Annotated in this window: 20 protein-coding genes; 8 read left to right on the top strand and 12 right to left on the bottom strand. The window is 67.4% G+C overall.

The genetic code is table 11. The annotated features are described in order from the left end of the window. Positions 1-68: 68 nt before the first annotated feature. Entirely contained in the window at positions 69-374 is a 306-nt protein-coding gene (locus AC1Z3W_RS21660) for a DUF1090 family protein (protein WP_057926765.1), read from the bottom strand. A 312-nt stretch (positions 375-686) separates the two neighbouring features. Between AC1Z3W_RS21660 and rplM the strand changes: the two genes are divergently transcribed. The 4 genes from rplM to erpA are packed head-to-tail and all read left to right on the top strand — an operon-like array spanning position 687 to position 2,096. Beyond that, entirely contained in the window at positions 687-1,115 is a 429-nt protein-coding gene (rplM, locus tag AC1Z3W_RS21665; protein WP_009687896.1) for a 50S ribosomal protein L13, read from the top strand. 11 nt (positions 1,116-1,126) lie between these two features. Continuing rightward, positions 1,127-1,519 carry a 30S ribosomal protein S9 gene (rpsI, locus tag AC1Z3W_RS21670; RefSeq protein WP_011883283.1) on the top strand — a complete coding sequence of 131 codons (393 nt, stop codon included), beginning with the start codon at positions 1,127-1,129 and terminating at the stop codon, positions 1,517-1,519. Between the two features lie 9 nt (positions 1,520-1,528). Then, positions 1,529-1,705: a hypothetical protein gene (locus tag AC1Z3W_RS21675; RefSeq protein ID WP_162492267.1), complete on the top strand. Its 177-nt coding sequence runs from the start codon at positions 1,529-1,531 to the stop codon at positions 1,703-1,705. Between the two features lie 19 nt (positions 1,706-1,724). Then, a complete protein-coding gene (erpA, locus tag AC1Z3W_RS21680; protein ID WP_006751888.1) occupies positions 1,725-2,096 on the top strand; it encodes an iron-sulfur cluster insertion protein ErpA in 372 nt (123 codons plus the stop codon). A 113-nt stretch (positions 2,097-2,209) separates the two neighbouring features. Here erpA and AC1Z3W_RS21685 read toward each other — a convergent pair whose 3' ends face one another. Then, complete coding sequence (locus AC1Z3W_RS21685) at positions 2,210-3,358, bottom strand: anhydro-N-acetylmuramic acid kinase (protein WP_057926764.1); 1,149 nt, start codon at positions 3,356-3,358, stop codon at positions 2,210-2,212. Positions 3,359-3,500: 142 nt separating this feature from the next. On the opposite strand from AC1Z3W_RS21685, the gene tyrS reads away from it, so the two are divergent. From tyrS to AC1Z3W_RS21700, 3 genes are read left to right on the top strand one after another with little or no spacing between them, the layout of a single operon-like run. Further along, positions 3,501-4,742 (top strand): tyrosine--tRNA ligase, encoded by a 1,242-nt coding sequence (tyrS, locus tag AC1Z3W_RS21690; RefSeq protein WP_057926763.1) that lies wholly within the window; start codon positions 3,501-3,503, stop codon positions 4,740-4,742. Beyond that, positions 4,739-5,197 (top strand): D-aminoacyl-tRNA deacylase, encoded by a 459-nt coding sequence (gene dtd / locus AC1Z3W_RS21695; RefSeq protein WP_006751891.1) that lies wholly within the window; start codon positions 4,739-4,741, stop codon positions 5,195-5,197. Before tyrS ends, dtd begins: the two co-directional genes overlap by 4 nt. 23 nt (positions 5,198-5,220) lie before the next feature. Continuing rightward, positions 5,221-5,883, top strand: a complete 663-nt coding sequence (locus tag AC1Z3W_RS21700) for a histidine phosphatase family protein (RefSeq protein WP_124834294.1) — start codon at positions 5,221-5,223, stop codon at positions 5,881-5,883. Between the two features lie 60 nt (positions 5,884-5,943). Here the strand turns inward: AC1Z3W_RS21700 and AC1Z3W_RS21705 are convergent, their stop codons facing one another. The 10 genes from AC1Z3W_RS21705 to AC1Z3W_RS21750 form a co-directional block, all read right to left on the bottom strand. Continuing rightward, entirely contained in the window at positions 5,944-7,065 is a 1,122-nt protein-coding gene (locus AC1Z3W_RS21705; RefSeq protein ID WP_483508406.1) for a ParB/Srx family N-terminal domain-containing protein, read from the bottom strand. Between the two features lie 138 nt (positions 7,066-7,203). Then, on the bottom strand, positions 7,204-8,157 hold the full coding sequence (locus AC1Z3W_RS21710) for an oxygenase MpaB family protein (RefSeq protein ID WP_124834296.1): 954 nt from the start codon (positions 8,155-8,157) through the stop codon (positions 7,204-7,206). Between the two features lie 24 nt (positions 8,158-8,181). Beyond that, positions 8,182-9,249: a Holliday junction branch migration DNA helicase RuvB gene (gene ruvB, locus AC1Z3W_RS21715; protein ID WP_057926759.1), complete on the bottom strand. Its 1,068-nt coding sequence runs from the start codon at positions 9,247-9,249 to the stop codon at positions 8,182-8,184. A 120-nt stretch (positions 9,250-9,369) separates the two neighbouring features. Then, a complete protein-coding gene (ruvA, locus tag AC1Z3W_RS21720) occupies positions 9,370-9,951 on the bottom strand; it encodes a Holliday junction branch migration protein RuvA (RefSeq protein WP_057926758.1) in 582 nt (193 codons plus the stop codon). A 176-nt stretch (positions 9,952-10,127) separates the two neighbouring features. Then, on the bottom strand, positions 10,128-10,670 hold the full coding sequence (gene ruvC / locus AC1Z3W_RS21725; protein ID WP_057926757.1) for a crossover junction endodeoxyribonuclease RuvC: 543 nt from the start codon (positions 10,668-10,670) through the stop codon (positions 10,128-10,130). Positions 10,671-10,821: 151 nt separating this feature from the next. Then, positions 10,822-12,387 (bottom strand): bifunctional phosphoribosylaminoimidazolecarboxamide formyltransferase/IMP cyclohydrolase, encoded by a 1,566-nt coding sequence (purH, locus tag AC1Z3W_RS21730; protein ID WP_057926756.1) that lies wholly within the window; start codon positions 12,385-12,387, stop codon positions 10,822-10,824. A gap of 44 nt (positions 12,388-12,431) precedes the next feature. Further along, complete coding sequence (locus AC1Z3W_RS21735; protein WP_006476892.1) at positions 12,432-12,665, bottom strand: Fis family transcriptional regulator; 234 nt, start codon at positions 12,663-12,665, stop codon at positions 12,432-12,434. Next, positions 12,662-13,729, bottom strand: coding sequence for a tRNA dihydrouridine synthase DusB (dusB, locus tag AC1Z3W_RS21740; RefSeq protein WP_057926755.1), 1,068 nt, complete (start codon positions 13,727-13,729; stop codon positions 12,662-12,664). The genes AC1Z3W_RS21735 and dusB overlap by 4 nt, the downstream gene beginning before the upstream one ends. A gap of 144 nt (positions 13,730-13,873) precedes the next feature. Beyond that, entirely contained in the window at positions 13,874-15,061 is a 1,188-nt protein-coding gene (locus tag AC1Z3W_RS21745; RefSeq protein WP_483508407.1) for a UbiH/UbiF/VisC/COQ6 family ubiquinone biosynthesis hydroxylase, read from the bottom strand. A 69-nt stretch (positions 15,062-15,130) separates the two neighbouring features. Next, positions 15,131-16,528 carry an aminopeptidase P N-terminal domain-containing protein gene (locus AC1Z3W_RS21750; RefSeq protein ID WP_483508408.1) on the bottom strand — a complete coding sequence of 466 codons (1,398 nt, stop codon included), beginning with the start codon at positions 16,526-16,528 and terminating at the stop codon, positions 15,131-15,133. Positions 16,529-16,713: 185 nt separating this feature from the next. On the opposite strand from AC1Z3W_RS21750, the gene AC1Z3W_RS21755 reads away from it, so the two are divergent. After that, positions 16,714-17,328, top strand: a complete 615-nt coding sequence (locus tag AC1Z3W_RS21755) for a glutathione S-transferase family protein (protein ID WP_057926752.1) — start codon at positions 16,714-16,716, stop codon at positions 17,326-17,328. The last annotated feature ends 25 nt before the right edge of the window (positions 17,329-17,353 follow it).

The following is a 17,353-nucleotide window of genomic DNA, read 5'->3' on the forward strand; positions in this document are numbered from 1 at the left end:
GGCTTTTTTTCGTCCCATGCAAGCCTCGGCGCGCAGTTTGCGCGCTCCGACACCCGTATCGATCCCGATTACGCGTGCTGCCGTACGGCCGGCTGCGACGCCGCGTCGGGCGGCGTGTTGCTGGAACGGGCGGCGGGCGCCGGCGCGTGGGCGGCCGACGCGTGGCCGTGGCCGCGCGCGCAGAAATGGCGCACGCGTTCGCGCACCGCGCGCAGGCGGGCGATGCGATCTTCGGCATGGGCGCGGCGGGCATCGGCGATGCGGGCGTCGAGGGCGTCGAGCTTGGCCTCGCAGCCGGCCCGGGCGGCGACGGCGGGCGCGGCGGCGGCCAGCAAGGCGGCCGCGAGAAAGGGCGTAAGTCGTTGTTTCATCATGCTTGTTTGTTGTTTTTCCGTTGTCGGCCAGTCTGGCGCGGCAAGGTCAGGTGCCGCGCGTCGATGGGTGCCTCTCCCGGCGCTCGGTTCGCCTGGCGTGTTGGGGCACGACCGGATTTTGGCCCATTTCGGGCGCCGCCGGCACGGGGCGTGGATTCTCTTTGACCGCGCCGCGCTATTTCCTTTATAATTCAGGGCTTTTCCGCATTCATGCCCACGGAAAAAGAACAGGGAGAGCCTGCACCGCGCCTCGAAGCGCACACAGACAAGCAGGAAGAACACATCGGGCAAAGCATTTTTTTTGGATCGATCATGAAGACGTTTTCCGCAAAAGCCCATGAGGTGACGCGCGAATGGTACGTGATTGACGCGACGGATAAGGTTCTCGGCCGTGTTGCCAGCGAAGTGGCACGCCGTCTGCGCGGCAAGCACAAGCCTGAGTTCACCCCGCACGTCGACACTGGTGATTTCATCATCATCATCAACGCAAGCAAGTTGAAGGTCACGGGCAACAAGACTCTGGACAAGAAGTACTACCGTCACTCGGGTTACCCGGGCGGTATCTATGAAACGACGTTCGGCAAGATGCAAGAACGCTTCCCGGGCCGCGCGCTCGAGAAGGCGGTCAAGGGCATGCTGCCGAAGGGTCCGCTCGGCTACGCGATGATCAAGAAGCTGAAGGTCTACGCAGAAGCGACGCATCCGCACTCGGCTCAACAGCCGAAGGCGCTCGAGATCTAAGGGGAGCCCACATGATCGGTAACTGGAACTACGGTACGGGCCGCCGCAAGAGCGCAGTCGCACGTGTCTTTATCAAGGCTGGCAAGGGCGACATCATCGTCAACGGCAAGCCCATCGCTGACTACTTCTCGCGCGAAACGTCGCTGATGATCGTGCGTCAACCGCTGGAACTCACGAACCACGGCCAGACGTTCGACATCAAGGTCAACGTCAATGGCGGCGGCGAAACGGGTCAGGCAGGTGCAGTGCGCCACGGCATCACCCGTGCACTGATCGACTACGATGCGACGCTGAAGCCGTCGCTGTCGAACGCAGGCTTCGTCACGCGCGATGCACGTGAAGTCGAGCGTAAGAAGGTTGGTCTGCGCAAGGCACGTCGCGCAAAGCAGTTCTCGAAGCGTTAATTCCGCTTCATGGCCGCGCCGCTTTCGGGCGGCGTCCGCCGAAAAAACCGCCAGCTTTCGCGCTGGCGGTTTTTTTATGCCCGCGCGACGGCCGCCTGCATGGCCGGGCGCATTGAAATCAACAAGAACCTATTGATTTCATGGACATCAGCACGATCTTCTGATCGGCCCTACAATAGCGGCTAAAGCTTTTTGGAGAGTTCGCATGAACGCTGTTACCGAATCCGCAGCAACGACGGCCGAAATGCCGGTACCGTTCGTCTTCACCGACGCCGCGGCCGACAAGGTCAAGCAACTGATCGACGAAGAGGGCAATCCCGACCTGAAGCTGCGCGTATTCGTGCAGGGTGGCGGTTGCTCGGGCTTCCAGTATGGCTTCACGTTCGACGAGGAAGTCAACGAGGACGACACCGTGATGAACAAGAACGGTGTCCAGCTCCTGATCGACTCGATGAGCTACCAGTACCTGGTCGGCGCAGAGATCGACTACAAGGACGACCTCAACGGCGCCCAGTTCGTGATCAAGAACCCGAACGCAACGACCACCTGCGGGTGCGGCTCGTCGTTCTCGGTCTGAGCGCACGACGGATCCTGTCCGGTTCGCCGAAATGAAAAACGGGGCTTTATGCCCCGTTTTTCATGTCCATGCGCGGCGTGGGCCGCACGGAGTGCGTGCAGCTGGATCTCACTTCAGCGCGGATAGAGCGCGCCGAGCACGCGCTCGCCCGCGGCACCCGTCACGCTCGCGAGATTGCCGGGCTGGCGCGCGGTGAAGCGATACGCGAGCCACGCGAACGCGAGCGCTTCGACCTGCTGCGGCGGCACGCCGAGCGCGGCGGTCGTATTCACCGTCGCCGGCACGCCGGCCTCGCGCAGTGCATCCGCGAGCGCGGCGAGCAGCACCGGGTTGCGGGCACCGCCGCCGCAGACGAACACGGCCGTGCAGCCGGCCGCGTGCCGTGCGATCTCGCGGGCGACCGAGACGGCGGTGAGCGCCGTCAGCGTCGCCTGTACGTCTTCCGGCGCGACCTGCGCGAACCCGGCGAGCTTCGCATCGAGCCACGCAGGATTGAACAGGTCGCGGCCGGTGCTCTTCGGCGGCAGCGCGTCGAAGTAGGGCTCGTCGAGCAGCGCGTCGAGCAGCGGCGCGTGCACGGTGCCGCGCGCGGCGAACTTGCCGCCGTCGTCGAACGGCTTGCCGAGGTGGCGCATCGCCCACGCGTCGAGCAGCGCATTCGCGGGCCCGCAGTCGAAGCCGCGCACGTCGCCGCCTTCGCCGGGCAGGATCGTGATGTTGCTGATGCCGCCGAGGTTGCAGACGACCCGCGTCTCGCCCGGCGCGCCGAACACCGTCGCATGGAATGCCGGCGCGAGCGGCGCGCCGTGGCCGCCGGCCGCGACGTCGCGGCTGCGGAAATCGGCGATCACGTCGACATGGGCAAGCTCGGCGAGCAGCGCCGGATTGTTGAGCTGGCGCGTGTAGCCGCGCTCGGGACGGTGCCGGACCGTCTGGCCATGCACGCCGATCGCGCGGATCTCGTCGCGCGACAGCCCGGCCGTGCGCTGCAGTTCGTGACAACACACCGCGTAGCGTGCGACGAGCGCGTTCGCCGCGATCGATTCCCGGTCGATCTCGTTGTCGCCGGGCTGCTGCAGCGCGAACAGCGCGTCGCGCAGCGATTGCGCGAAGCCCACGAACGCCTCCGCGAGCACGACGGGCGCACGGCCGGTCTCGAAACGCACGGCGACGCCGTCGACGCCGTCCATGCTGGTTCCCGACATCAGTCCGAAGTAGATGCCGTCGGCCGGATGGGCGGGTTGCGGATGTCGTTGCGGCACGTTGGGTTCTCCTGGATCGAGCGGCGCGGGCCGGTGCCACGCGCCTTGCGCCCGATTATCCGCGCAACCTGACGCGTCGTTAAGCGATGCACGCGCAAGTTATGGGAAAATCCCTGTCTTTGCGACATTCTTCCTGGCACCGATGAGCACCGAACCCAGTTCCAAGCCTGTTTTCCCGATTACCGACGAAGTCCGCCATGCGCTCGCCGTCACGAAGCGCGGCGTCGACGAGCTGCTGATCGAGGAAGAGTTCGCGCAGAAGCTCGCGCGCAGCGCAGCCACCGGCAAGCCGCTGCGCATCAAGCTCGGCCTCGATCCGACCGCGCCCGACATCCACATCGGCCACACGGTCGTGCTGAACAAGATGCGCCAGCTGCAGGACCTTGGCCATACCGTGATCTTCCTGATCGGCGATTTCACGTCGCTGATCGGCGACCCGTCGGGCCGCAACGCGACGCGCCCGCCGCTTACGCGCGAACAGATCGAATCGAACGCGAAGACCTATTTCGAGCAGGCCGCGCTCGTGCTCGATCGAGAAAAAACCGAGATCCGCTACAACAGCGAATGGTCGATGCCGCTCGGCGCGGACGGGATGATCAAGCTCGCGTCGCGCTACACGGTCGCGCGGATCCTCGAGCGCGAGGATTTCACGAAGCGCTTCCAGGGCGGCGTGCCGATCTCGATCCACGAATTCCTGTACCCGCTGATGCAGGGCTACGACTCGGTCGCGCTGAACGCCGACCTCGAACTCGGCGGCACCGACCAGAAGTTCAACCTGCTGGTCGGCCGCGAACTGCAGAAGCAGTACGGCCAGGAACAGCAGTGCATTCTCACGATGCCGCTGCTCGAAGGTCTCGACGGCGTCGAGAAGATGTCGAAGTCGAAGGGCAACTACGTCGGCATCAGCGAGAAGCCGACCGACATGTTCGGCAAGCTGATGAGCATCTCGGACACGCTGATGTGGCGTTACTTCGAACTGCTGTCGTTCCGCAGCCTCGACGAGATCGCCGGCTTCAAGCGCGACGCCGAAGGCGGCCGCAACCCACGCGACTTCAAGGTGCTGCTCGCGCAGGAAATCGTCGCGCGCTTTCACTCGCAGGCCGACGCCGAGCGCGCGCTCGAGGACTTCAACCACCGCGCGAAGGGCGGCGTGCCGGACGACATCCCGTCGGTCACGCTCGCGGGCGCGCCGCTCGCGATCGGCCAGCTGCTGAAGCAGGCGGGCCTCGTGCCGTCGACGAGCGAAGCGCTGCGCAACATCGAGCAGGGCGGCGTGAAGATCGACGGTGCGACCGTGTCCGACAAGGGCCTGAAGGTCGAGGCCGGCGAGTTCGTCATTCAGGTCGGCAAGCGCCGCTTCGCGCGCGTCACGCTGACCGCATGATCGCGCTGATCCAGCGCGTGAAGCGCGCCGACGTACGCGTCGGCGACCGCACGACGGGCGAGATCGGCGCGGGCCTGCTCGCGCTCGTCTGCGCGGAGCGCGGCGACACCGAGGCCGCGGCCGACAAGCTGCTCGCGAAGCTGCTCGGCTATCGGGTGTTCAGCGACGCGGCCGGCAAGATGAACCTGCCGGTGTCGAACATCGATGGCGCCGGCGGCGCCGGCGGCCTGCTGCTCGTGTCGCAGTTCACGCTCGCGGCCGATACCAACAGCGGGCTGCGGCCGAGTTTCACGCCGGCCGCGCCGCCCGACGAAGGCGCGCGGCTGTTCGACTATTTCGTCGCGGCTGCGCGCGAGCGCCATCCGGTCGTCGAGACGGGCGAGTTCGGCGCCGACATGCAGGTGTCGCTCGTCAACGACGGCCCCGTGACGTTCTGGCTGCAAGTGCGGCCCTGATTCTTTCCCGGAGACGCGCCGCGATGGCCACCACGCAGATCCTGTTCATTCGCCATGGCGAGACGGCCTGGAATCGCATCAAGCGTATCCAGGGCCATATTGACATTCCGCTGGCCGACACGGGGCTCGCGCAGGCGCAGCGGCTGGCCGTCCGGCTTGCGCGGGAAGCGCGCGAAGGGCAGCGGATCGACGCGATCTATTCGAGCGACCTGATGCGCGCGCAGCAGACCGCGCAACCCTTTGCCGATGCGCTCGGGCGGCCGCTGCAATTGCGCGAAGGGCTGCGCGAACGCGCGTACGGCGTGTTCCAGGGACACGACAGCACCGAGATCGAGGCGCTGTTTCCGGATGCCTACGCCGCGTGGCAGACCCGCGACCCGGGTTTCGCGCCCGACGGCGGCGAGTCGCAGCGCGAGTTCTATCACCGAGTGCTGCACGCGCTCGAGCCGATCGTCGCCGCGCATCCTGGCGGCCGGATCGCATGCGTCGCGCACGGCGGCGTGCTCGACTGCGTGTACCGTTTTGCAAACGGTCTCGACCTGTCCGCGCCGCGCAGCTATCAATTGCTCAACACGAGCATCAACGTCGTCGATTACGTCGATGGCCGCGCGCAGGTCGTGCAATGGGCCGACGTGTCGCATCTGGATGCCACGAGCGACGACGACGGGTATCGCAAGGTACTCTGATTCGATCGCATCGGCGGCCCCGCCCGGCGTGGCCGGCCGGAGCCGTCTTCCGCGTCGGGCTTACTGCGGCAGTGCGTGGCGCGTCTTGTAGTCGAGCGCATACGCGATCTTGCCAGGCTTGTCGGCCGTGATCGGCTGGCGCAGCTTGTCGAATTCCCCCTTGCTGTACTTCTTCCCGCCGTTGATCGCACCCGTGCGCCCGAGATCGGCGCCCGTCTTGCCGTCGATCACGGGATCCGTGGCCGCGACCATGCGCGTCGACGCATTCCACACCGCGTTCAGATAGCCGGTATCGGCCTTGGCCGGATCGGGATCGGTTGCACCCGCGCGCGTCAGGTCGTAGCTCGCGAGCGAGAACGTGCCCGGCTGCGCGCGCAGCCAGTCGGCCCAGTAGAACTCGAGGTAGTCGGTGGATTGCGCGGGCTTGCCGTAGCCGATGTCGCGCGTGAAATAGACGAGCGACCGGTAGCGGTCGTTTGTCATTCCGAGCTTCAGGCCGAGGCCGCTCGGCAGTTGCGTGCTCGTGATCGCGTTGCCTTCGCCGTCCTTCAGGCGCACGTAGCCGCGGCTTTGCATCTGCTGCCAGAACGCATCGCCCGAGTAGTCGCTCAGGTTGTCCTTCACGACGACGTGCACATGCAGCGTCGGGCCGCCGTCGGGCGTTTCGTAGTAGGTCGACAGGCCGTGATGGCCGTCGGTCACGTACAGCGTGTCGCCGTTCGGGCCGATCACGACCGGGCTCAGCACCGAGCGGTCGCGCGCATTCGCGTCGGTCGTCGTGCACGTGTAGCTGGCTGGTTCGCGCAGCGTCGATTGCGCGCTGTAGCCGCTCGATGCGACGCCGCCGAGGCCTTCGTCCGCGCAGAAGTCGTCGAACTTCTTGTCGGGCTGCAGTTCGTAGCGGCCGAGCTTGTAGTAGATCTGGTCGTAGCCGATCGCGCCTTGCGTCGGATGGAGATCGCCGAGCGTCACGTCGATCAGCTCGCCTGCGCGCGCGGCCTTCCATTTGCCTGGCTGCGGCGTGACGGTCGCGGGCGGCGCGGGTGCCGCGGTGTTGCCGTCGGATGGCGTTTGCGCATCCGAACGGGCGACGGCGGCGACATCGTCGCCTCCGCACGCGGCGAGGGCGAGAGCGGTGGACAGGCTGGCGGCGAGGGCGAAACGGATCGGCAGGCGTGGCATCGCTGGCATCGGAAGTCGGTCGGGTGGGCGGAACGCCGCGCGGACGACCGACGTGCAGGACGTGCGAGCGTGCGCGCAGGCAAGTCCGTCAGCTTGTCACAAGTATTTGACAGCAAATTGAAATGATATGAAGGATCGTCAGGCGGGCGGGTTGCCGTCGGGCGGTGTCGCAGTTGCGCGGCGGCGTGCGCGTTTCGACGCGCCGTTGACGAGCGCCCAGCGCAGGACGGGGGCGACGGCCCGGATGCCGGGCCGGACCACGGCGCGTCGCAGCGGTGCGAACGTCGATACACCGAGCATGCGCTGCGCCCAGGGCGGCAGCAGGTCGATCCCTGCATGCATCATCAGCGACGCGGCCGGCCGCAGCGCGGGCGTTGCGACCGGCACATTCAGCAGGATGTCCATCACGTCGAAGGTGCGCGGCCCGGCTGCGAGTTCGGGCTGCATGCGCGCGAGATAGGCCGCTATCTCGGCCCGTGAGCGGGGAACATCCTCGGCGCCGAGCAACTCGGCGATCAAGGCCGTTTCGGCGTAGTAGCCGTCCTGCGACTCGCCCGACAGAGACGGATTCACATAGCGCAAATGCGCGGCGAGGAAGCTCGATACTTCGGCGACATGCACCCACGTCAGCAATGCCGGATCGTCGGCTCGGTACGGCCGGCCGTCGGGCGCGGTACCCGATATGCGCGCGTGGATCGCCTTCACGCGCTCGATCAGCGCGAGTGCGTCCGCGCGGCTGCCGAACGTCGTGCCCGTGATGAACGTGGCGGTGCGCCGCAAGCGGCCGAGGATGTCGGTGCGAAACGACGAGTGATCCCAGACGCCCGCGAGCGCGAGCGGATGAAGCGCCTGCAGCAGCAGCGCGGCGATGCCGCCCGTCATCATCGACGTGAAATCGGCATGCACGCGCCAGCAGATGGCGTCGGGGCCGAACAGCCCAGGATCGCCGGGCGGCGACGAGAGATCGATCGACGGACCACCGCCGCCTGCTGTCAGATGCGTGATGCCGGCCACGAGCCGCTTGCGGATCGGCTCGGCCCAGCGCGGGCCCGGTGCGGGGGCGGCGTGGTGAGGGCTGGGCGGCGTGGTCATGGCTGGCTTGGTGCGGGCAGCGTGCTACTTCCCGTCGGGGGTATCCCACATCCCGCGTTCGGCGTTGCCGGCATCGGGTGTAGAGAGCCCGAAGTGGCGATACGTGAGCAGCGTCGCGACGCGCCCGCGCGGCGTGCGCTGCAGGAAGCCCTGCTGGATCAGGTATGGCTCGAGCACGTCCTCGATCGTGTCGCGTTCCTCGCCGATCGCCGCCGCGAGGTTGTCGATGCCGACCGGGCCGCCGTCGAACTTGTGCAGGATCGCCTCGAGCAGCTTGCGGTCCATCAGGTCGAAGCCGACCGGATCGACGTCGAGCATCGCGAGCGCGGCGTCGGCAACGGCCGCTGTGATCTGGCCGTCGGCCTTCACTTCCGCATAGTCGCGCACGCGGCGCAGCAGCCGGTTCGCGATCCGCGGCGTGCCGCGCGAGCGCTTCGCGATCTCCAGCGCGCCGTTCGGATCGATCTGTGCGTTCAGCAGCGATGCCGAGCGCCGCACGATGCGCGACAGCTGGTCGGCATCGTAGAACTCGAGGCGCGCGACGATCCCGAAACGATCGCGCAGCGGGTTGGTCAGCATCCCCGCGCGCGTGGTTGCGCCGACCAGCGTGAACGGCTGCAGGTCGAGCTTCACGCTGCGCGCGGCCGGCCCTTCGCCGATCATGATGTCGATCTGGTAATCCTCGAGCGCCGGATACAGGATTTCCTCGACGACCGGCGACAGCCGGTGGATTTCGTCGATGAACAGCACGTCGTTCGCTTCGAGGTTGGTCAGCAGCGCGGCGAGGTCGCCCGCGCGCTCGAGCACGGGGCCCGACGTCTGGCGCAGGTTCACGCCCATCTCGCGCGCGATGATGTGTGCGAGCGTGGTTTTGCCGAGGCCCGGCGGCCCGAACAGCAGCACGTGGTCGAGCGGCTCGGAGCGGCGCTTCGCGGCCTCGATGAAGATCTCGAGCTGGCCGCGCACCTTTTCCTGGCCGACGTAGTCGTCGAGCTGGCGCGGCCGCAGCGCGCGTTCGAACACCTCCTCGTGCGACGAGGTGGGCGTGGCGGCGATGATCCGCTCGGCGGCGAGTTTGTCGGTTTCAATCATGCGGCCATTGTACCGCGCACCGTCACGCGGCCGAACTGGCCGAACGGCCGACTGGCGCGCGCCGCATCGCGGCGCGACACTGGCTCCGACAGCCGGTTCGGGCGCCTGCCCGGGCCGCCGTTACACCTTCGACAGCGCCTTGAGCGCGAGCTTGATGCCCTCGGACACGCCGGTGCCGGCCGGCACGTTCTTGATCGCGGCGAGGCCTTCCTTTTCGGAATAGCCGAGTGCGACGAGCGCGTTGAGGATGTCGGTCGCGTGGTCGGACGGCGACGCGGCAGCGGCGAGCGCACCGAGGTCCGCGCCGAGCTTGCCCTTCAGTTCGAGCAGCAGGCGCTCGGCGGTCTTCTTGCCGATGCCGGGCAGGCGCGTGAGGCGTGCGGCGTCCTGCATCGTCACCGCCTGCGCGAGCTCCTGCACGCTCATGCCGGACAGCACGGCGAGCGCCATGCGTGCACCGATGCCGGTGATCTTCAGCAGTTCGCGGAAGGTCGTGCGCTCCTGCGGCGTCAGGAAGCCGTACAGCAGGTGCGCATCCTCGCGCACGATCTGCTGCGTGAGCAGCACGACGCGCTCGCCCGTTTGCGGCAGGTTGTAGAAGGTGCTCATCGGCACGTCGATTTCGTAGCCGACGCCGTTGCAGTCGACGAGCAGGTGAGGCGGGTTCTTTTCGAGCAGGATGCCGGCGATGCGACCGATCATGGATGGCGGGATGCGAGGAAGAAAGCGCGAGTGTAGCGCAGGTGCGGCGCGATGCCGATGGGTCGGCCATCAGGTCGGGGCGATGCGCCGCGCGTGCGCGACGCGGGTCGATCAGGCGGACAGGGCTGCGGCAGGCGCAATGCGCGCGCCGCGCCGGGCGGCTGCGTGCGGTCGTATCAGCCGACGAGCCGTCCGCGCCGCACGCGCAGCCCCTTTTTCGCGAGCGCCGGCGCAAGGCCGCCGATCGTGCCGAGCGTATTGCCGCTGTGCGCATGGCAGATCGCCATCCCGAGCGCGTCGGCCGCGTCGCTGCCGGGCTGGCCGGTGAGATTGAGCAGTCGCGTGACCATCTCCTGCATCTGCGACTTGGTTGCGCGGCCGTACCCGACGACGGCCTGCTTCAGTTGCAGCGCGGTGTATTCGGCGACGGGCAGGCCGCCCGCGACGAGCCCGCAGATCGCGGCGCCGCGCGCCTGGCCGAGCAGCAGTGTCGACTGAGGGTTCACGTTGACGAACACCTGTTCGATCGCAGCCTGGTCGGGCGCATGTTCGCGCACGAGCGTCGATACGCCCTGGAAGATCGTGCCGAGCCGGGTGGCCAGGTCGGCCGTCGGCGTGCGGATCACGCCGCTTGCGACATAGGCGAGCCGGTGTCCGCTGACGTCGATGACGCCGAAGCCGGTGACGCGCAGGCCGGGGTCGATGCCGAGAATTCGCATGAGTGAGGAGAAAAACCTGATGCAGCGATACTACAACGAATGGTGCGCGGCACCGGCCGCACGGTCGCGTGCGCCGGCGCCGCGCAATAAAAAACCCGGCGGGTGCGATGCCGCCGGGTTTGCGTGCGGCGGCCGCGCGGGCCGCGTGCGATCAGTGACGGAAGTGACGCACGCCCGTCAGGATCATCGCGATGCCGTGCTCGTCGGCTGCCGCGATCACCTCGTCGTCGCGCATCGAGCCGCCCGGCTGGATCACGCAGGTCGCGCCTGCCGCCACGACGACGTCGAGACCGTCGCGGAACGGGAAGAACGCATCCGACGCGACGGCCGAGCCGGCCAGCGTGAGGCCTGCGTTCTGCGCCTTGATGCTCGCGATGCGTGCGGAATCGACGCGGCTCATCTGGCCTGCGCCGACGCCGAGCGTCATGCCGTTGCCGCAGAACACGATCGCGTTCGACTTCACGTACTTCGCGACGCGCCATGCGAACAGCAGGTCGTCCATTTCCTTCGCGGTCGGCTGGCGCTTCGTGACGACGCGCAGCTCGCTCGGCTGCACGTTCTTCGAATCGAGCGATTGCACGAGCAGGCCGCCGCCCACGCGCTTCAGGTCGAATGCGTTATGGCCTTCGCCCAGCGCGATCTCGAGCAGGCGCACGTTCTGCTTCGCGGCAAACACCTGCTTCGCGGCGTCCGTGAACGACGGCGCGATCAGCACTTCGACGAACTGCTTCGCCACCGCCTGCGCGGCCGTCTCGTCGACTTCGCGGTTGAACGCGATGATGCCGCCGAACGCCGACGTCGGGTCGGTCTGGAATGCCTTCGCGTACGCGTCGGCCGAGTCGTTGCCGACCGCGACGCCGCACGGGTTCGCGTGCTTGATGATCACGCAGGCCGGCGCGTCGAACGTCTTCACGCATTCCCACGCCGCGTCCGAATCCGCGATGTTGTTGTACGACAGTTCCTTGCCCTGCAGCTGGCGGTAGTTCGCCAGTGCGCCGGCCGGCGCCGCGAGGTCGCGGTAGAACGCGGCGCTCTGGTGCGGGTTCTCGCCGTAGCGCAGGTCCTGCACCTTGTCGAACGCCATGTTCAGCGTCGCCGGGTACGCGCTGCGCGATGCGTGCTGCAGCTCGTCGGTCAGGCTCGTCAGGTAGTTCGTGATCGCGCCGTCGTACTGCGCGGTGTGCGCGAACACCTTCGTCGCGAGGCGGAAGTTGGTCGCGTAGCCGATCGCGTTGCCGTTCGCCTTCATTTCGTCGAGCACGACCGCGTAGTCGGCCGGATCGACGACGACCGTCACGTCGCGGTGGTTCTTCGCGGCCGAGCGCAGCATCGTCGGGCCGCCGATGTCGATGTTCTCGATCGCGTCGGCGAGCGTGCAGTCGTCCTTCGCGATCGTCGCGACGAACGGGTACAGGTTCACGACCAGCAGGTCGATCGTCGGGATGCCGTGCTGCTCCAGCGCCTGCATGTGCTCGGGCAGGTCGCGGCGGGCGAGGATGCCGCCGTGCACCTTCGGGTGGAGCGTCTTCACGCGCCCATCGAGCATTTCCGGAAAGCCCGTGTAGTCGGCCACTTCGGTAACGGGCAGGCCTGCATCGGCGAGGAGTTTTGCGGTGCCGCCGGTCGACAGCAGCTTGACGCCGAGGTCGGACAGCGACTTTGCGAAGTCGACGATACCGGTCTTGTCGGAAACGGAAATGAGCGCTTGCTTGATCATGATGGAACCACCAATAGCCAGGGAAACGGGGACGGGACGGCCGCCTACAGCAGGCCGTGCTGCTGCAGCTTTTTGCGCAGCGTATTGCGATTGATGCCGAGGTACTCCGCGGCGAGCGACTGGTTGCCGCCGGCCTGTACGAGCACGACCTCGAGCATCGGCTTTTCGACGCAGGACATCACCATTTCATAGACGTCGTGCGGATTGGAGCCGTCTAGATCCCGGAAATACACGTCCAGGCTCTCGCGGACACATTGTTCGATGTTGTGCTTGCTCATGCTGCTAACTGGTTATGGTCGTCCGACTCGCCCTGGCCGTTTTCCTCTTCGTCATCGACGTAGACGAGGTGGTCCGACAGCGCCTTTTGCGCCTCGAAGAATGCATTGACGGCGGCGAGCTGCTCGCGGGTGGAATCGAGCGTGTTCATCTTGTGCCGGAACCCGTTGGCACCGGAAAGGCCGCGAGTGTACCAGCCGATGTGCTTGCGCGCAGTACGGACGCCCGTGAATTCACCGTAGAACGCGTAGTGGTCTTCCAGGTGCTCGTTCATCACGTGCTGGATCTCGTCGATCCGCGGCGGGGGCAGCAGCTCACCGGTTTGCAGGAAATGATCGATTTCACGGAACAGCCACGGCCGGCCTTGCGCGGCGCGACCGATCATCAGTGCATCGGCGCCGGTTGCGTCGAGCACGGCCTTCGCTTTCGCCGGCGACGTGATGTCGCCATTCGCGACGACCGGGATGCGCACGGCCGCCTTCACGGCCGCGATGGTGTCGTATTCCGCGTCGCCGCGGTACAGGTCGGCACGGGTGCGGCCGTGCACGGTCAGCATCGAGATGCCGGCGGCTTCGGCGAGGCGCGCGACCGTGATCGCATTCTTGTGCTCGCGATCCCAGCCGGTGCGGATCTTCAGCGTGACGGGCACCGCATCCGGCCCCGTGCCGACCGCCGCGACGACTGCCTCGACGATCCGCTGCACGAGCGGCTCGTTCTGCAGCAGCGCGGAACCGGCCGCGACGTTGCAGACCTTCTTCGCCGGGCAACCCATGTTGATGTCGATGATCTGCGCGCCGTTGTCGACGTTGTAGCGGGCCGCTTCGGCCATCATCGCCGGATCGGCGCCGGCGATCTGCACGGCGATCGGCTCGACTTCGCCTTCGTGGTTCGCCCGCCGCATCGTCTTCGCGCTTTTCCACAGCTGCGCATTGGACGCGACCATCTCGGACACGGCGTATCCGGCCCCCAACTGCTTGCACAGCTGGCGGAACGGACGATCCGTCACCCCGGCCATCGGGGCAACGAACAGGTTGTTACGCAAAACGTGAGAGCCGATAACGGGCATCGCAATGGCACCGCCCGCGAGCGCCGGGCGTCGCGGGCAAAAAAGGCGGAGGGAAAACGCGCATTTTACCGTATTCCCATGCCCCGCCGATTTGACCCGGTTTGCGTGGTCCGGCTGCGCGCAATGCGCGGTGTGCGTCGCGCGTCAGTTGCGCTGGCCGAACATCATCTGGCGCGCGATCGCCTTCTTGAGCGGCGGCACGAATTCGAGCACGGTGAGCGCTGCGCCGCGCAGCAGCGGAAGCGGGCCGGCGTCGACCGTGAACAGGCGCGCGAGCGTGTCGGTCGCGCCGATCGTGAAGCGCCGGTCGAGCGCGCGCCGCGCGTTGAAGGTGGCGAGCGCCGTCGCTTCGAAGCCCTGCGTGGACAGCGTGTCGACGAGCGTATGCGCATCGCGCAGCCCGAGGTTGAGCCCCTGGCCGGCGACCGGATGCAGTGTTTGCGCGGCGTTGCCGACGATCGCGATGCGCCCGTTGATGAGCGTCTGCGCCGCGTTCAGCCCGAGCGGGAACGATGCGCGCCCCGCGATCGCGACGAACCGACCCATCCGCTCGCCGAAGGCCGTGCCAAGCTCGCGCAGGAACGCGTCGTCGGGGAGGGCGGCGCGGCGGGCCGCCTCGTCGGGCGTGCAGCACCAGACGAGCGAATACTCGGCCTGGCGCGGGCCGTCGAGCGGCAGCAGCGCGAGCGGGCCTTCGTGCGTGAAGCGTTCCCACGCGACGTTCGGGCGCGGCGCCGAGACGGTGACCGTGCCGACGATCGCGGTCTGACCGTAGTCGCGGCGATGCTTGCCGGCATCGGCCTGCTGCTCGTGGAACAGCCCGCCCTCGGCATTGATGACGATGCGCGCGCGCAGCGTGCGCTCGCCTTGCGGGCCGTCGAGCATCAGCGTGACGCCGTCGGCGTCTTGTTGCGGCGCGCGCGCGGTGGTCGACGTGAGCCAGTCGACGCGCGTGCCGCGCACCACCTGCGCGAGCGCCTGCACGATCGAGCCGTAGCGCACCACGTAGCCGAGCGCGGCGAGATCGTGCTCGTCGCGGTCGATCAGCGTGCGGCCGAAATGGCCGCGCTGCGACACGTGGATGTGTTCGATCGGCGTCGCGTCGCCGGGCCACGCGAGCGTGTCGAGCAGCACGCGGCTGCCGTGCGATACGGCGATCGCGCGCGGATCGTTCGCGCTCGCGGCCGGCTCGCGTGCGTCGATCAGTGCGATCGACGCGTGCTGCGTCGCGCTGCGCCGCGCGAGCCAGCCGGCGAGCGCGAGCCCGACGGGGCCCGCGCCGACGATGGCGAGGTCGTAGTCCGGCGTGGCCGGGGAGGAAGCGGTCGTCATCAGTGTTCGTGAAACGAAGTAACGGTCAACGGCGGGTCGGCAGAGGCGCGACAGCAGCCTGCGGCGCGCTCAGGTGCCGTGCGCCGCGCCCGCACGCATCAGCGCCTCGATCTCGGCGGCCGCCACCGGCACGTCGCGCGTGATCAGCTCGCAGCCGTGCTCGCGCACGATCGCGTCGTCCTCGATGCGGATGCCGATGTTCCAGTATTCGGACGGCACGTCGTCGGCTGCCCGCACGTACAGGCCCGGCTCGACGGTGAGTGTCATGCCGGGTTTCAGCGTGCGCCACGGCAGCGCGCCGTTGGCGTCGCGCGCGGCGAGCCGCTCGCGATAGTCGCCGCAATCGTGCACGTCCATACCGAGCCAGTGGCCGGTGCGGTGCATGTAGAAGCGTGCGTATGCGCGCTCGGCGATCACGTCGTCGACGCTCGAGAAGCGCGTCTTCGCGATGATGCCGGTATCGAGCAGCCCCTGCGCGAGCACGCGCACGGCCGCGTCGTGCGGCGCCTCGAACGGCACGCCCGCGCGCGTCGCGTCGATCGCGGCCTGCTGCGCGGCGAGCACGATGTCGTACAGCGTGCGCTGCGCGGGCGAGAAGCGCCCGTTGGCCGGGAACGTGCGCGTGATGTCCGACGCGTAGCCGTCGAGCTCGCACGCGGCATCGATCAGGATCAGGTCGCCGTCCTGCGCGGCCGCATTGCCGGCCGGGTAGTGCAGCACGCACGCATTTGCGCCGGCCGCGACGATCGAGCCGTACGCGGGTGCTTGCGCGCCATGCTTGCGGAACGTGTACAGCAGCTCGGCCTCGAGTTCGTATTCGCGGATCCCCGGGCGGCACACCTGCATCGCGCGGCGATGCGCGAGCGCGGAGATGTGCGCGGCACGCATCATGATCGCGAGTTCGTGTTCGTCCTTCACGAGCCGCATGTCGTCGAGCAGCGGCGTGAGGTCGAGCAGCGCGTCCGGCGCGGCGACACCCGCACGCGCCTGCGCGCGCACCGCATCGATCCAGCCGGCGAGCTGGCGGTCGAACTCGGCCGATGCGCCGAACCGGTAGTGCACGGTGCCCGCATCGGCGAGCAGCCGCGGCATTTCGGTGTCGATCACGTCGACCGCGTAGGCCGTGTCGAAGCCGAACGCATCGCGCGCGGCCTCGGGCCCGTAGTGGAAACCTTCCCAGATCTCGCGGTCGGCATTCTTCGCGCGGCAGAACAGGATCGATTCCGGCGCGCCGTGCGAGCCGGCCGCATTCAGCACGAGCATGGCGTCCGGCTCGGTGAAGCCCGTCAGGTAATGGAAGTAGCTGTCATACCGGTACGGAAAGGCCGTGTCGCGGTTGCGCAGCATTTCCGGCGCGGTGGAGACGATGGCGACGCCGCCGCCCGCGGCGCGCAGTGCGGCAAGCACGCGTTCGCGGCGCTGGCGGTAGACGTCGACGGCGATGGCGGTATCGAGGGGCGCATTCATTCGTGCGATTGTAGCGCCGCCGGACGCGGTGCGTGAGTGGGGTGGCCGCAAGCCACGCCGGACGGGGCTCGGCGATGGCTGTTGCAAACCATCCACAGGCCGGACGGGCGATTTTCTACCCGGCCACGCCGGCCGGTTATGATCGGCGACAACGTATACTCTCGGCGGTTCCCTTAAAAAGGCAGATGATGAAATTAATCGGTTCGCTCAGCAGCCCGTACGTCCGAAAGGCGCGGATCGTGCTTGCTGAAAAGAAGATCGACTACAAGCTGGAGCTCGAAAACGTGTGGGCGCCGGAGACGGACATTCATGCATCGAATCCGCTCGGCAAGGTCCCGTGTCTCGTGATGGAAGATGGTGCCGCGGTGTTCGATTCCCGCGTGATCTGCGAATACGTCGATACGCTGTCGCCGGTCGGCAAGCTGATTCCGCCGTCGGGGCGCGAACGTGTCGAAGTGCGTTGCTGGGAAGCGCTGGGCGACGGTGTGCTCGACGCGGCTGTCGCGATCCGTCTCGAACACACGCTGCGTGACGAAGCGCAGCGCAGCGCGAGCTGGATCGCGCGCCAGCAGCGCAAGATCGACGACGGTCTCGTCGCGATGTCGCAGGGCCTCGGCGGCAAGACGTGGTGCGTCGGTAATCATTACACCCTCGCCGACATCGCACTCGGCTGCGCGCTCGGCTACCTCGACTTCCGGATGCCCGAGCTCAACTGGCGCGATCGCCATCCGAATCTCGACAAGCATTTCGTGAAGCTGTCGCAGCGGCAGACGTTCGCCGACACGCTGCCGCAGGGCTGACCGGCCACCGGCTGCGGATCGAGCA

It is taken from the genome of Burkholderia sp. 10_S31, from assembly GCF_056930375.1.

Bases quoted from the DNA above. Each gene is read 5' to 3' on its own strand.
- rplM (WP_009687896.1), top strand. From the start codon at position 687: ATGAAGACGTTTTCCGCAAAAGCCCATGAGGTGACGCGCGAATGGTAC.
- dusB (WP_057926755.1), bottom strand. From the start codon at position 13,729: ATGCCCGTTATCGGCTCTCACGTTTTGCGTAACAACCTGTTCGTTGCC.
- rpsI (WP_011883283.1), top strand. From the start codon at position 1,127: ATGATCGGTAACTGGAACTACGGTACGGGCCGCCGCAAGAGCGCAGTC.
- dtd (WP_006751891.1), top strand. From the start codon at position 4,739: ATGATCGCGCTGATCCAGCGCGTGAAGCGCGCCGACGTACGCGTCGGC.
- tyrS (WP_057926763.1), top strand. From the start codon at position 3,501: ATGAGCACCGAACCCAGTTCCAAGCCTGTTTTCCCGATTACCGACGAA.
- AC1Z3W_RS21660 (WP_057926765.1), bottom strand. From the start codon at position 374: ATGATGAAACAACGACTTACGCCCTTTCTCGCGGCCGCCTTGCTGGCC.
- AC1Z3W_RS21675 (WP_162492267.1), top strand. From the start codon at position 1,529: ATGGCCGCGCCGCTTTCGGGCGGCGTCCGCCGAAAAAACCGCCAGCTT.
- AC1Z3W_RS21750 (WP_483508408.1), bottom strand. From the start codon at position 16,528: ATGAATGCGCCCCTCGATACCGCCATCGCCGTCGACGTCTACCGCCAG.
- ruvA (WP_057926758.1), bottom strand. From the start codon at position 9,951: ATGATCGGTCGCATCGCCGGCATCCTGCTCGAAAAGAACCCGCCTCAC.
- purH (WP_057926756.1), bottom strand. From the start codon at position 12,387: ATGATCAAGCAAGCGCTCATTTCCGTTTCCGACAAGACCGGTATCGTC.
- erpA (WP_006751888.1), top strand. From the start codon at position 1,725: ATGAACGCTGTTACCGAATCCGCAGCAACGACGGCCGAAATGCCGGTA.
- AC1Z3W_RS21700 (WP_124834294.1), top strand. From the start codon at position 5,221: ATGGCCACCACGCAGATCCTGTTCATTCGCCATGGCGAGACGGCCTGG.
- AC1Z3W_RS21705 (WP_483508406.1), bottom strand. From the start codon at position 7,065: ATGCCACGCCTGCCGATCCGTTTCGCCCTCGCCGCCAGCCTGTCCACC.
- ruvC (WP_057926757.1), bottom strand. From the start codon at position 10,670: ATGCGAATTCTCGGCATCGACCCCGGCCTGCGCGTCACCGGCTTCGGC.
- AC1Z3W_RS21745 (WP_483508407.1), bottom strand. From the start codon at position 15,061: ATGACGACCGCTTCCTCCCCGGCCACGCCGGACTACGACCTCGCCATC.
- AC1Z3W_RS21755 (WP_057926752.1), top strand. From the start codon at position 16,714: ATGATGAAATTAATCGGTTCGCTCAGCAGCCCGTACGTCCGAAAGGCG.
- AC1Z3W_RS21735 (WP_006476892.1), bottom strand. From the start codon at position 12,665: ATGAGCAAGCACAACATCGAACAATGTGTCCGCGAGAGCCTGGACGTG.
- ruvB (WP_057926759.1), bottom strand. From the start codon at position 9,249: ATGATTGAAACCGACAAACTCGCCGCCGAGCGGATCATCGCCGCCACG.
- AC1Z3W_RS21710 (WP_124834296.1), bottom strand. From the start codon at position 8,157: ATGACCACGCCGCCCAGCCCTCACCACGCCGCCCCCGCACCGGGCCCG.